Source organism: Micromonospora sp. BS32, from assembly GCF_059089345.1.
Window position 1 is genome coordinate 124152 of record NZ_JBSSHR010000014.1, and the last position, 13564, is coordinate 137715.

Consider the following 13564-nt stretch of genomic DNA (forward strand, 5'->3'; position numbering starts at 1 on the left):
CAACGACCGTGGGGGCCGGTCAGCGACGAGTGCGCGTGGCTCGCGCAATCGAGGGGTGCGGACCGGCCGGCCGGACGCCTGACCTCGTCACCCGAAGACGTGTCGACGCCTCGACTCACCCGGTGACCGCACCGGTACGCTAGCGAATCGACGCAACTCGACGCAAGAGTCTCCACAGCGGACCGTTCGCCGAGGACCGTCGCCACCACCTGCTATCCGTCGGCGGGTCAGTGTCGCCGGGGGGAACGCCGGATGGCACGCTGTGCGCCGTGAGTTTCGATCTCAGCGTGTGGGCCCTGCCTGACGGGGCCACGCCCGAGGACGTGCGGGCGGCGGTACGGCGGTGCCGCGAGGGGCACCACGGCGACCGGTACCCGGATCCGCGGGTGGTCGGCTTCTACCGGGCCATCACCGCCAGCTACCCCGACCGGCCGGCCGGCCCGGGGACGCCGTGGGAGGTGGCCCCGCTGCACGCGGCCGTCGACCACGTGGAGCTGAACCTGGTCCCGACCTGCGAGGACCAGGTGCTGCTCGACATCGAACGACTGGCCGGTGAGCACGGCCTGATGCTCTTCGACGCCCAGGACGGCTCGGTCTATCCGCCGCCCTCCCCCGTCGGGGGCTGACCCGCCGGTACGACGAAGGGCCCGGCCGTGACGGCCGGGCCCCCTGCGTCGTGCGGTGGGACTACTCGTCGCGCAGGTCCGCGGCGCTGGCCGAGTTGGCGCCGATCGAGTCGGCCGCCGAGGTGAGCAGGTCCGCGCCGAGCGCCTGGTCGACGGTGAGGGTCATCAGCGTCTCGCCACCGGCCTCCCGACGGGCCACCTGCATCGCGGCGATGTTGATGCCCGCCTCGCCGAGCAGGGTGCCGACGGTGCCGACCACGCCCGGCCGGTCGACGTAGCGCAGGAAGAGCAGGATGCCCTCCGCCCCGATCTCCACATCGAAGCCGTCGACCTCGGTCAGCTTGATGACGTCCCGGGTGCCGGTCTGGGCGACCGTGCCGGAGACGCTGACCGTACGGCCGTCGGGCAGCGCGCCCCGGACGGTGACCAGGTTGGGGTGGTCCACCGTCTCGGCCTGGGTGGCGAGGGTGACCTCGACGCCCCGCTCGGCGGCCAGGTGCGGCGCGTTGACGTAGGTGACCTGCTCCTCCACCACCGAGCTGAACAGCCCCTTGGTGGCGGCGAGCTTGAGCACCGAGACGTCGTGGGCGACGATCTCGCCGCGCACCTCGACGGTGACGCTGGCGGCGACCCCGCCGGCGACCGCGGTGAAGGCCCGGCCGAGCTTCTCGGCCAGCGGCAGCAGCGGGCGGACGTCCTCGGCGACCACGCCGCCGGCCTGCACGTTGACCGCGTCCGGCACGAACTCGCCCTGCAGCGCCAGCTTGACGCTCTTGGCCACGGCCAGGCCGGCCTTGTCCTGCGCCTCGTGGGTGGAGGCGCCCAGGTGCGGGGTGGCCACCACGTTGTCGAAGGCGAACAGCGGCGACGAGGTGCAGGGCTCCTTGGCGTACACGTCGACGCCGGCGCCGGCGACCCGGCCCTCGGCGATCGCGTCGGCCAGGGCCTGCTCGTCGACCAGGCCCCCGCGGGCGGCGTTGACGATCCGGACGCCGGGCTTGACGACCGCCAGCTCCTTCTCGCCGATCAGGCCCACGGTCTCCGGGGTCTTCGGCAGGTGGATGGAGATGAAGTCGCTCTCCCGCAGCAGCTCCTCCAGCCCGACCAGGCGGACGCCGAGCTGGGCCGCGCGGGCCGGCTGGATGTAGGGGTCGTACGCGATCAGCCGGGTGCCGAAGGCGGCGATGCGGGACGCGAAGAGCACGCCGATGCGGCCGAGACCCACCACGCCGACGGTCTTGCCCTGGAGCTCGACGCCGGTGTACTTGGACCGCTTCCACTCCCCCGCCTTGAGCGCGGCGCTGGCCGCGGCGGTGTTGCGGGCCACGGCGAGCAGCAGCGCGACGGCCTGCTCGGCCGCGGAGACGATGTTGGAGGTCGGCGCGTTGACGACCATGACGCCCCGCGCGGTGGCGGCCGGCACCTCGACGTTGTCCAGGCCCACGCCGGCCCGGGCGACCACCTTGAGACGCGGCGCGGCGGCGATCGCCTCGGCGTCGATCTGGGTGGCGCTGCGCACGATCACCGCGTCGGCCTCGGCGAGCGCGGAGAGCAGGGCCGGGCGGTCGGTGCCGTCGACGTGGCGTACGTCGAAGTCGTACGCGAGCACCTCGATGGCGGCGGGAGCGAGTTCTTCGGCGATCAGTACGACAGGATTCATTGGTCCTCGTAGATGTCGTCAGAGCGGTCGGCTGCGGCGGGGGACGCCGCGCTGCGCCCTGCGGTGAGCCGTGCCATGGCCGTCAGGTGCCGGCTACGCACCTACCAGGGATCGTAGGGCGCGGGCCGGGCGGCGTGTCCGGGACTGCGGGGTGAGTGCCCTCACAACCAGACATGTCCCAGGGCTGAACAGGGGCGGAACGCAGGCGGTGGCGGGCCCGGCGCCGGGGAGAGCGCCGGACCCGCCACCCGTGCCGGTCAGGCCGTCTCGGTGATCGGACGGTCCACCCAGCTCATCATCGACCGCAGCTTCTGGCCGGTCTCCTCGATCGGGTGCGCCGCGCCCTCGGCCCGCCACTTGGCGAAGTTCGGCCGACCGGCCTCGTCCTCGGCCACCCACTCGCGGGCGAACTCGCCCGACTGGATCTCGCCGAGGATCTTGCGCATCTCCTCCTTGACCCGGGAGTCGATGACCCGCGGGCCACGGGACAGGTCGCCGTACTCGGCAGTGTCGGAGACGCTGTACCGCATCCGGGCGATGCCGCCCTCGTACATCAGGTCGACGATGAGCTTCAGCTCGTGCAGGCACTCGAAATAGGCCACCTCGGGGGCGTAGCCCGCCTCGGTTAGCACCTCGAAGCCAGTCTGCACCAGCGCCGCCGCGCCGCCGCAGAGCACCGCCTGCTCGCCGAAGAGGTCGGTCTCGGTCTCCTCGGTGAAGGTGGTCTTGATCGCGCCGGCCCGGGTGCCGCCGATGCCCTTGGCGTACGACAGGGCGAGCGCGAAGGCCGAGTCACTGGCGTCCTGCTCGACGGCGACCAGGCAGGGCACACCCTTGCCGTCGACGTACTGGCGGCGGACCAGGTGACCCGGGCCCTTCGGGGCGACCATCGCCACGTCCACGTCGGCCGGCGGGGTGATCAGGCCGTACCGGATGTTGAAGCCGTGGCCGAAGAAGAGCGCCTTGCCGGGGGCGAGGTTGGGCTCGATCGCCTCGGTGTAGAGGGCCCGCTGCGCGGTGTCCGGCGCCAGGATCATGATGACGTCGGCCTCGGCCGCCGCCTCGGCCGGCGTGAGCACCCGCAGGCCCTGCTCCTCGGCCTTCGGCCGGCTCTTCGAGCCCGCCGGCAGGCCGATCACCACGTCGACGCCGGAGTCGCGCAGCGACAGCGCGTGGGCGTGGCCCTGGCTGCCGTACCCGATCACCGCGACATTACGGCTCTGGATCAGGCCCAGGTCGGCATCGTCGTCGTAGTACACCTCAACGCTCATTGACTTCCCTTTCGTACGGCGGTCCGAGCGGCCCGTCGTGGACTTGTGTGATGGTCAGGCGGCGCGCAGCGCGGGCCCGGCGGTGATGGAGCGCGAGCCGCGCCCGATCGCCACCGTGCCGGACTGGACCATTTCCTTGATGCCGAAGGGTTCGAGGTCGCGCAGCAGCGCGTCGAGCTTGTCCGGGGTGCCGGTGGCCTCGATGGTCAGCGTGTCCGGCGCGACGTCGACCACCCGGGCCCGGAACAGGTTCACCGTCTCCAGCACCTGCGCCCGGGCGTTGCGGTCCGCGCGGACCTTGACCAGCAGCAGCTCCCGGGCGACCGAGACCTGCGGGTCCAGCTCCACGATCTTGAGTACGTTCACCAGCTTGTTGAGCTGCTTGGTGACCTGCTCCAGCGGGGACGACTCGGCGTTGACCACGATGGTGATCCGGGAGACGTCCGGGTTCTCGGTCTCGCCGACGGCGAGGCTGTCGATGTTGAAACCGCGCCGGGAGAACAGGCCGGAGACCCGGGCCAGGACACCCGGCTTGTTCTCCACCAGGACGGACAGCGTGTGCAGGGTCATCAGATCTCGTCCTCGTCGAAGGCCGGGCGGACGCCACGGGCGAACATGATCTCGTCGTTGCTGGTGCCGGCGGCCACCATCGGCCAGACCATCGCGTCCTTGCCGACCACGAAGTCGATCACGACGGGGGCGTCGGTGATCGCCATCGCCGCCTCGATGGTCTTGTCCACGTCGGCGGCGTTCTCGCAGCGCAGGCCGATGCAACCGAGCGCCTCGGCCAGCTTGACGAAGTCCGGGATGCGGTGCTTGTGGGTGCCCAGCTCGGTGTTGGAGTAGCGCTCGCCGTAGAAGAGCGTCTGCCACTGCCGGACCATCCCCAGGTTGCCGTTGTTGATCACGGCGACCTTGACCGGGATGCCCTCCAGCGCGCAGGTCGCCAGCTCCTGGTTGGTCATCTGGAAGCACCCGTCGCCGTCCACCGCCCAGACCACCGTGTCGGGCCGGCCGACCTTGGCGCCCATCGCCGCCGGGACGGCGTATCCCATGGTGCCGAGGCCGCCGGAGTTGAGCCAGGTGCCCGGCTTCTCGTACGAGATGAACTGGCTGGCCCACATCTGGTGCTGGCCGACGCCCGCCACGTAGATCGCGTCCGGGCCGGCGATCTCGCCCAGCCGCTTGATCACGAACTGCGGGGAGAGGGTGCCGTCGGACGGCTCCTCGTAGCCCAGCGGGTAGCGCTCGCGCAGGTCGTTCAGCTGGGTCCACCAGTCGGCCAGGTCGGAGCGGTGGCCGGCCTTGCGCTCGGCGGTCACCGCGGTGATCAGCTCGTCGATGACGTGCTTGGCGTCGCCGACGATCGGCACGTCCGCGTGCCGGTTCTTGCCGATCTCCGCCGGGTCGATGTCGGCGTGCACCACCGTGGCGTCCGGGGCGAACGAGTCCAGCTGGCCGGTGACCCGGTCGTCGAACCGGGCGCCCAGCGCCACGATCAGGTCGGACTTCTGCAGGCCGTAGACCGCGGCGACGGTGCCGTGCATGCCGGGCATGCCCAGGTGCTGGCGGTGCGAGTCGGGGAACGCCCCCAGCGCCATCAGCGTGGTGACCACCGGGATGCCGGTCAGCTCGGCGAGCTTGCGCAGGCTCTCGGTGGCGCCGGCCTTGAGCACGCCGCCGCCGACGTAGAGCACCGGCCGGCGGGCCATGGCCATCAGCCGGGCCGCCTCGCGGATCTGCTTGCCGTGCGGGTGCAGGGTCGGCCGGTAGCCGGGCAGGTCGAGGGTGGGCGGCCAGGCGAAGGTGGTCGGCGCCTGGAGGACGTCCTTGGGGATGTCGACCAGCACCGGCCCGGGCCGCCCGGTCGAGGCCAGGTGGAACGCCTCGGCGAGCACCTGCGGGATCTCCTCGGGCGTCTGCACCAGGAAGTTGTGCTTGGTGATCGGCAGGGTGATGCCCTGGATGTCCGCCTCCTGGAAGGCGTCCGTGCCGATCGACGGGCGCGCCACCTGCCCGGTGATCGCGACCATCGGCACCGAGTCCATGTACGCGTCGGCGATCGGGGTGACCAGGTTCGTCGCGCCCGGCCCCGAGGTGGCGATGCAAACGCCGACCCGGCCGGTCGCCTGGGCGTAGCCGGTGGCGGCGTGCCCTGCGCCCTGCTCGTGGCGGACCAGGATGTGCCGCACGGTCGAGTCGTAGAGCGGGTCGTACGCGGGCAGGATCGCCCCGCCCGGAATACCGAAGACGACATCGACGCCGAGCGCCTCGAGGGACCGCACCAGCGAGCCGGCGCCGGAGACCTGTGACGGCGCGGACTGCCGTACGGTCGCGGCGGCTCCGTCAGCGCCGGCCGATGCGCCCCTGCCACCACCGGCCGGGGCGGCGCCGGGCCGCGGCGCGGGGGTGTGGTCGGCGTCGCTGGCCGCTTCGGTGGCCGTGCGCGCCCGCCGGGCGGAGTGGGCGAGGGTCTCTGGCGTGGGTCTCGTCATGGCGGTTCAGCCCTTCGGCTGGAGTGGGTGGAGCTTCTTCGACGTGCAACGGGGCGGTCCGCCCCGGCGGGTCCGACGGCAATAAAAACGGCCCGCGTGCAGATGCACGGGGCCAGCGCACTCTCGACGGGAGAGAGTGCGCTCAGGTAAGTACTCGCAGCGACCGGATCGACGACATGTCGACAAGCCTGACGCATCTCGCGGGATGAGTCAACTCATCCCACATGTTGGTTCACGAACGGGGGACACCGTCGCCCGTCGGGGCCCCCGGAACCGGCCCGGCCTGCGCGGATCCCTCCTGCGAGACACGTGGCGCGGGCACCGGCGGGTGGGACCGCAGTCGGGGCAGCAGCGGCGACGGAGTGGGCCGGACCGGCGGGGCCGGCGCCGGCGGCGGGAGCGACGCCGGTCGGGCCCCCGGCGAGGTGGCCGCCTCCAGCATCGCCTCCAGGTGCTCGGCCGGCACCCCCCAGCCGAAGAGCGCGCCCTGGCCGAAGCGGCAGCCGGCGGCGACCACCGCGGCCAGCTCGGCGGGCGAGGTCACACCCTCGGCGATGACCTCCAGGCCGAGCTGGTGGCCCAGCCGCATCACGATGTCGACCATCGGGGCGAAGGCCGGCCCGTCCCGGTCCACCGGACGGACCGGCTCGTGCTCGGCGACCAGACTGTGGTCGATCTTGAGGATGTCGATCGGGAGCCGGCGCAGCTGCCCCAACGACGAGTACCCGGCACCGAAGTCGTCCAGCGCGATCCGCACCCCGGTCAGCCGCAGCGCGGTCAGCCGGCGGATCAGCTCGTCCAGGTCGGTGGCGACGGCGTGCTCGGTGACCTCCAGCACCAGCCGCTGCGGCGGCACGTGGTGGGCGCGCAGCGCCTCGGCGACCTGCACCACGTACTCCGGGGCGTGCAGCTCGCGCGGGGAGACGTTGACCGAGACCCACACGTCGTGCCCGTCGGCCAGCCACCGGGAGAGCTGCCAGCAGGCCTGGTGCAGCACCCAGGCGCCCAGCTTGGCGATCATCCCGCACTCCTCGGCCAGCGGGATGAACTCGTCCGGGCGGACGTTGCCCAGCTCCGGGTGGTGCCAGCGGAGCAGCGCCTCCGCGCCGACCGGACGGACCGACGGCAGCGAGGCGACCGGCTGGAACGCCAGCCGCAGCTCGTCGCGCTCGATCGCGCCACGCATCTCGTGCTCCAGCCGGGTCCGGCGCAGCAGCAGCTGGTCGTACGTGCCGTCGTAGCGCTCGATCCGGTTCTTGCCACGCTGCTTGGCGTAGCGCAGCGCCAGGTCGGCGTGGCGCAGCAGCCCCACCACGTCGGGCTCCCCGCACTGCCCGGCCACCCCGATGCTGACCGACAGGAACACCGGCCCGTCCGGCTGGTCGTACTCCCGGCCGAGCACCCGGAGCAGCCGCTCGGCGACCACGTCGGCGTCGGCCTGGCGGCCCCGCATCAGCACCGCGAACTCGTCGCCGCCGAGCCGGGCGGCCAGGTCGCCGGGGCGCAGGTTGCCCCGCAGCCGCCGCCCCACCTCGGCCAGCACCATGTCGCCCACGTCGTGGCCGCGCATGTCGTTGACGTTCTTGAAGCCGTCCAGGTCGAGGCCGAGCAGCACGCAGCCGACGCCCTCGTCCGCGCAGCGCTGCATCTCGCGCAGCAGACCGCGCCGGTTGGCCAGCCCGGTGAGCGGGTCGGTGTGCGCCAGCTCACGGAAGTGCGCCTCCCGCTCGGCCAGCCGGCCGGCGTACCCGCGCATGTCGTTGAGGGTGAGGTACTGCCGGGCGACCAGCGCGAAGCCCTCGATGCTGCCGGCGACGATGCCGAGCGCGTCGAACCGGCCGCCCTGGACGAGGTGGAACATCGCCGAGGCGGCCATCGCGAACATCGGCACGAAGGCGTACTCGCCGTCGCGGCGGATCAGGTCGACGTCGACCTGGCCGGATGGCTCCCGGTGCACCGCCAGGGCGGCGGCCAGCAGACCCACGGCGAGCACCGCGGTGCCGGCGAGGGTCATCCCGCGGCCGGTCTGGCAGACCCCGGCGACCACACCGAGCCCGCCGGTGGTGGTGGCGGTGATGCCGGCGCCGAGCAACGCGAACCGGAACCGGGGTGAGTCGGCCCGGAGCACCACGATCAGCGTCAGGCCGGCGGTCGCCGCGGCGGTCACCGAGGCGAGCAGGATCGCCGGGCAGGCCACCGGGGTGGCCGCCCCGAGCAGCCGGGTCGGCCCGGAGAAGAGCACCCAGCCGACGAACCAGAGCGCGGTGGCGATGATCAGGCCGTCCAGCAGCAGCCGGGCGGTGGCCGCCCGGCTGACCACGGCACCGGGGAGCCGGAGCAGCCCGGCGCCGGCGGCGGCCCCGCTCAGCGCGACGGTGACGGCGATCAGCACCGGCCAGCCGGTCAACTGGGTGGCCCGGTGCGGGGCGTGGCCGGGGTCGCCGATCACCACGGCCAACCCGGTCGACATGCCCACCAGGGCTACCGCCGCGGCGGCGGCCAGGAGCAGGTACGGCTGGCGGTGCGGGCCGGCGGAACGGCGCCGGGCCGAGCCGGCCAGCAGTGCGGTGGCGGCCACGGCGAGGAGGCCGCTCAGCACCGCGACGGCGGCCATGCCCGGGGGGAAACGCACGCCCTCAACTGTGCCGGATGGCTGCCGCCCGCGGGGGACCGGGTGTGCATCTGTTGGGACACGGCACGACCGCCCGGGGTCCGCGCGTCGGCGGTGTAAGACTGGGTGGCATGCCTGAGCTGCGGTCGAGGACCTCCACCCACGGTCGGACGATGGCCGGCGCCCGGGCCCTCTGGCGGGCCACCGGGATGACCGACGACGACTTCGGCAAGCCGATCGTCGCCATCGCCAACAGTTTCACCCAGTTCGTCCCCGGTCACGTACACCTCAAGGACATGGGCGGCCTGGTCGCCGACGCGGTGGCCGAGGCCGGCGGGGTGGGTCGGGAGTTCAACACCATCGCGGTGGACGACGGCATCGCGATGGGCCACGGCGGCATGCTCTACTCGCTGCCCAGCCGCGAGCTGATCGCCGACGCGGTGGAGTACATGGTCAACGCGCACTGCGCGGACGCCCTGGTCTGCATCTCCAACTGCGACAAGATCACCCCGGGCATGCTGCTGGCCGCGCTGCGGCTGAACATCCCGACCGTCTTCGTCTCCGGCGGGCCGATGGAGGCCGGCAAGACGGTGGCGATCGAGGGCGTGGTGCACTCCAAGATCGACCTGATCGACGCGATGATCGCCTCCTCCAACGAGGCGGTCACCGACGACCAGCTCGGCGAGATCGAGCGCTCCGCCTGCCCCACCTGCGGCTCCTGCTCCGGCATGTTCACCGCCAACTCGATGAACTGCCTCACCGAGGCGATCGGCCTGGCCCTGCCCGGCAACGGGTCGACGCTGGCGACCCACGCCGCCCGCCGCTCGCTCTTCGTCGAGGCCGGCCGCACCGCGGTGGAGATCGCCAAACGCTGGTACGACGCCGACGACGCCTCGGTGCTGCCCCGCGCGGTGGCCAGCCGGGCCGCGTTCGAGAACGCGGTCGCCCTGGACGTGGCGATGGGCGGCTCGACCAACACGATCCTGCACCTGCTCGCCGCCGCCCGCGAGGCCGAGCTGGACTTCTCCGTCGCCGACATCGACGCGATCTCCCGCCGGGTGCCCTGCCTGGCCAAGGTGGCCCCGAACTCGCCGCAGTACCACATGGAGGACGTGCACCGGGCCGGCGGAATCCCGGCCATCCTCGGCGAACTGGACCGCGCCGGCCTGCTGCACCGGGACGTGCACGCGGTGCACTCCCCCTCGCTCGCCCAGTGGCTCACTGACTGGGACGTCCGGGGCGGTTCGCCGAAGGCGGAGGCGGTGGAGCTGTTCCACGCCGCCCCGGGCGGGGTGCGCACCACCGAGCCGTTCTCCACCACCAACCGCTGGTCGTCGCTCGACACCGACGCCGCCGACGGTTGCGTCCGGGACCGGGAGCACGCGTACTCCGCCGACGGCGGGCTGGCCATCCTGCACGGCAACCTCGCGCCGGAGGGCTGCGTGGTGAAGACCGCCGGGGTGCCCGAGGAGTGCTTGACCTTCCGCGGCCCGGCCAAGGTCTACGAGTCCCAGGACGACGCGGTGACGGCCATCCTGGCCAAGGAGGTCGTCGCCGGCGACGTCGTGGTGATCCGGTACGAGGGCCCGAAGGGCGGCCCCGGCATGCAGGAGATGCTCTACCCCACCTCGTTCCTCAAGGGCCGGGGGCTGGGCCGGGCCTGCGCGCTGCTCACCGACGGACGGTTCTCCGGCGGCACCTCCGGACTGTCGATCGGGCACGTCTCCCCCGAGGCGGCCTCCGGCGGGCTGATCGCGCTGGTCCGGGCGGGCGACGAGATCGTCATCGACATCCCCGGCCGGTCCATCGCGCTGAACGTCGGTGAGGACGTGCTCCAGGCCCGCCGGGTCGCCGAGGAGAAGCGGGACCGCCCGTACACCCCGACGGACCGGCAACGCCCGGTCTCCGCGGCGCTGCGGGCGTACGCGTCGATGGCCACCTCGGCCAGCGACGGCGCGTACCGGCGGGTGCCGGAGTAGCCGACGGTGGGGCGGCCGGTCAGCCGGTGATCAGGTTGATCGCCACGCCGATCGGAATGGACGCCGCGAGGCCGGCGACGAGCCACCACACCTGCTCGCGCCGGGATCTCTCCTGGCCCGAGGCGATGAGGCCCTCGATGTGGGTCAGGTTCTGCGCCACCAGGGTCAGCTGATCGCCGTCGGGCGACGGGGCGGACGCGCCGTCCCGCCGGGCGGTGGCGCGTCGCACCCGGCTCGTCGCCGACAGCATCAACCGGTACCGCCGGGGGCGGCGGCGCTCGGCGAACACCGGCCCGGTGAGGTCCTCCTCCTCGGCGACCCCGGGCGGCGCGGTGGTGGTGCCCACCGCCCCGCCGACCGTCCGGGCGTCGCCCGTGCGGTGCAGGCGCACCCACCGCCGGGCGCGGTGCCAGCTCGCCAACCACAGGCCACCACCGGCGGCGAGCACGGTGAGGCTGGTGACGATCGAGGCGACCGCCCACGCGTCCGGGACGAGGAACCCGGCGGCGCCGATGGGCACGGAGGCCAGGATGAACGCCTTCGCTGTCGCCGTGCCGCTCGTTCCGCGCATGCCTGCCATTGAACCGGCTGGGTGCCCGTCACGGTGGTTCTGTCCGGTGGGCGACAGTCGTCCCGGACCCGTCTGGCTAGCGGGCGACCGCCGCCGGCGTGCCCAGCGCGAGCGCCCTGGCATGGCGGATCGCCGCCGGGGTGTCCGGGAAGACCAGCCCCTCGCGGCGCAGCTCGTCGGCCACCCCGAGGGTGCTGAGCACCTGGTCGTGGCCGGGGGTGATGCCGGAGAGCAGGACGGTGATGCCGCGTCCGCGCAGCCGGCGGATCGCGTCGCCGAGGACGTGCGCCCCGGTGGCGTCCATCGTCGTCACCCGGGACATCCGCAGGATGACCACCCGGACGTCGGCGATCTCGGAGAGTTCCAGCAGGAAGGTGTGCGCGGCGGCGAAGAAGAGCGGCCCGTCCAGCCGGTACGCCACGATGTGCTCGGCGAGCAGCGCGTGCTCCTCGGCGCTGTGCTCGCCGCGGTCGAGGGGGACCTGTTCCAGCCGGGCGCTGCGGGCCACCGCGCGCAGCGCGAGGACGACCGCCACGGCGATGCCGACCGCCACCGCGGTCACCAGGTCCCAGATCACCGTTACGGCGAAGGTGAGCACCAGCACGACCGCGTCGCCCCGGGTGGCCCGGGCGAGCGCCCAGAGGGAGCCGGCCTCCACCATCCGGACGGTGGTGGCCAGCAGCACGCCGGCCAGCGCGGCGAGGGGGATCCGGCTGACCAGCGGCGCGGCGGCCAGCACGATCGCCGCGAGGGCGACGGCGTGGGTGAGGGCGGCCAGCTTCGAGGCGGCCCCGGCCCGGACGTTCACGGCGGTGCGGGCGATGGCGGCGGTCGCCGGAATGCCACCGAAGAGCGGCGAGGCGAGGTTGGCCAGGCCCTGGCCGAACAGCTCCCGGTCCGGGTCGTGGCGTTCACCGACGGTCATCCCGTCCGCCACGGTCGCCGACAGCAGGCTCTCCAGCGCGGCGAGCGCCGCCACCGCGAGCGCAGAGGGCAGCAGCACGCCGACCGCGTCGAGGTCGAGGAAGCCCAGCGACGGCGCGGGCAACCCCTGGGGTAGGGCGCCGATCCGGACCAGGTCGACCGGGGCGAGCTCGGCGAGCACGGTCGCGGCGGCCACCCCGAGCAGCGAGAACGGCAGCCGGGGCCGCCACCGGGCGCCGAGCAGCAGCAGCGCCGCGACGCCGAGGGCCACCGCGAGAGCCGCCGGCTTCGGATGTACGACGAACCGGCCGACCGCGTCCGCGGCCACCGCCCAGACCTTCTCGCCGTGGGCATCGGTCACGCCCAGCGCGGCGGGCACCTGTTGCAGGGCGATCACCACCGCGATGCCGGCGGTGAAGCCCTCGATCACCGGGGTGGGCAGGTAGCGGACGTACCGGCCGAAGCGGGCGAGGGCGAGGGCGATCAGCACCAGGCCGGCCATCGCCCCGACCATGAGGACCCCGGTGGGGCCGAAGCGCTGCACCACCGGCACCAGCACCACGGTCATCGCCCCGGTGGGGCCGGAGACCTGCAGGTTGGAGCCGCCGAAGATCGCCGCGACCGCCCCGGCCACCACGGCGGTGACCAGGCCGGCCTGGGCGCCCAGCCCGGAGGTGACGCCGAAGGCCAGGGCCAGCGGCAGCGCCACCACCGCCACGGTCAGCCCGGCCAGCAGGTCCCGCCGGGGCGAGCGGCGCACGGCCGCCCAGTCGCTCCGGCCGGGCAGCAGCCCGAGCACCCGCTCCCGGATGAGGGTGGCCGCGCTCACCGGCCGTCCCCGGCGGAGCGCAGCTCGTCGAGGAGACCGTCCCGGTCGGTGAGGACCGCGCCGAGGATGCGTCGCCCGGCGGCCAGCAGATCGGCCACGTCGGGGGTGCTGAGCGCGTACATGACCAGCGGGCCGTCGCGGTGCGAGTTCACCATCCCGGCGCGGCGCAGCACGGCGAGCTGCTGGGAGAGGTTGGACGCCTCGACGTCGATGGTCGCGAGCAGGTCCCGGACCGGTTTCGGGCCGTCCTGGAGCAGTTCGAGCACCCGGATCCGCACCGGGTGCCCGAGCGTGCGGAACAGCTCGGCCTTGGCCTGGTACAGCGGCACCGACATGAACGTCCTCCCCTTCACCCTGAAGACTTTAGCACTTGAAGAATTCTTCAAGTCATAGAGCGCGGGGGTGGGACCGGTCGAGGACAGGTGAGCGGAGAGCGATATGACGGAGAGGCATGAATATGACGCAGAGGCATATCGCTCTCCGCGGTACCCGCGGCGAGCGTCGCTACCAGGAGTGACCACCTGGGCCGCGAGACACGGAGGGCCCGGCGCGAGAGACGCCCGCGCGAGAGGGGCCGGTGGACCGGGGCGGCGGCGAA

10 protein-coding genes are annotated in these 13564 nt (G+C 73.2%); 2 read left to right on the plus strand and 8 right to left on the minus strand.

Translation table 11 applies throughout. The annotated features are described in order from the left end of the window. Positions 1 to 269 precede the first annotated feature (269 nt). Entirely contained in the window at positions 270 to 626 is a 357-nt protein-coding gene (locus tag AC5RWQ_RS21100; RefSeq protein ID WP_494284407.1) for a hypothetical protein, read from the plus strand. A 61-nt stretch (positions 627 to 687) separates the two neighbouring features. Here the strand turns inward: AC5RWQ_RS21100 and serA are convergent, their stop codons facing one another. From serA to AC5RWQ_RS21125, 5 genes are all read right to left on the minus strand, one after another. Then, the gene (gene serA, locus AC5RWQ_RS21105) at positions 688 to 2286 is read right to left on the minus strand and encodes a phosphoglycerate dehydrogenase (RefSeq protein ID WP_334483007.1); all 1599 of its coding nucleotides are present in this window, start codon (positions 2284 to 2286) and stop codon (positions 688 to 690) included. A gap of 257 nt (positions 2287 to 2543) precedes the next feature. Beyond that, on the minus strand, positions 2544 to 3557 hold the full coding sequence (ilvC, locus tag AC5RWQ_RS21110) for a ketol-acid reductoisomerase (protein WP_494284408.1): 1014 nt from the start codon (positions 3555 to 3557) through the stop codon (positions 2544 to 2546). Between the two features lie 54 nt (positions 3558 to 3611). Next, positions 3612 to 4127 (minus strand): acetolactate synthase small subunit, encoded by a 516-nt coding sequence (gene ilvN, locus AC5RWQ_RS21115; RefSeq protein ID WP_088963577.1) that lies wholly within the window; start codon positions 4125 to 4127, stop codon positions 3612 to 3614. Further along, on the minus strand, positions 4127 to 6052 hold the full coding sequence (locus tag AC5RWQ_RS21120; RefSeq protein ID WP_494284409.1) for an acetolactate synthase large subunit: 1926 nt from the start codon (positions 6050 to 6052) through the stop codon (positions 4127 to 4129). Before AC5RWQ_RS21120 ends, ilvN begins: the two co-directional genes overlap by 1 nt. Before the next feature lie 232 nt (positions 6053 to 6284). Beyond that, positions 6285 to 8666 (minus strand): putative bifunctional diguanylate cyclase/phosphodiesterase, encoded by a 2382-nt coding sequence (locus tag AC5RWQ_RS21125; protein ID WP_494284442.1) that lies wholly within the window; start codon positions 8664 to 8666, stop codon positions 6285 to 6287. Between the two features lie 128 nt (positions 8667 to 8794). Between AC5RWQ_RS21125 and ilvD the strand changes: the two genes are divergently transcribed. Beyond that, the gene (ilvD, locus tag AC5RWQ_RS21130) at positions 8795 to 10642 is read left to right on the plus strand and encodes a dihydroxy-acid dehydratase (RefSeq protein ID WP_494284410.1); all 1848 of its coding nucleotides are present in this window, start codon (positions 8795 to 8797) and stop codon (positions 10640 to 10642) included. A 19-nt stretch (positions 10643 to 10661) separates the two neighbouring features. On the opposite strand, the gene AC5RWQ_RS21135 is transcribed toward ilvD, so the two are convergent. From AC5RWQ_RS21135 to AC5RWQ_RS21145, 3 genes are all read right to left on the minus strand, one after another. Continuing rightward, complete coding sequence (locus AC5RWQ_RS21135; RefSeq protein WP_494284411.1) at positions 10662 to 11213, minus strand: hypothetical protein; 552 nt, start codon at positions 11211 to 11213, stop codon at positions 10662 to 10664. Between the two features lie 76 nt (positions 11214 to 11289). After that, positions 11290 to 12966 (minus strand): SulP family inorganic anion transporter, encoded by a 1677-nt coding sequence (locus tag AC5RWQ_RS21140; RefSeq protein WP_494284412.1) that lies wholly within the window; start codon positions 12964 to 12966, stop codon positions 11290 to 11292. Further along, positions 12963 to 13301 carry an ArsR/SmtB family transcription factor gene (locus AC5RWQ_RS21145; RefSeq protein WP_494284413.1) on the minus strand — a complete coding sequence of 113 codons (339 nt, stop codon included), beginning with the start codon at positions 13299 to 13301 and terminating at the stop codon, positions 12963 to 12965. The genes AC5RWQ_RS21140 and AC5RWQ_RS21145 overlap by 4 nt, the downstream gene beginning before the upstream one ends. Between the last annotated feature and the right edge of the window lie 263 nt (positions 13302 to 13564).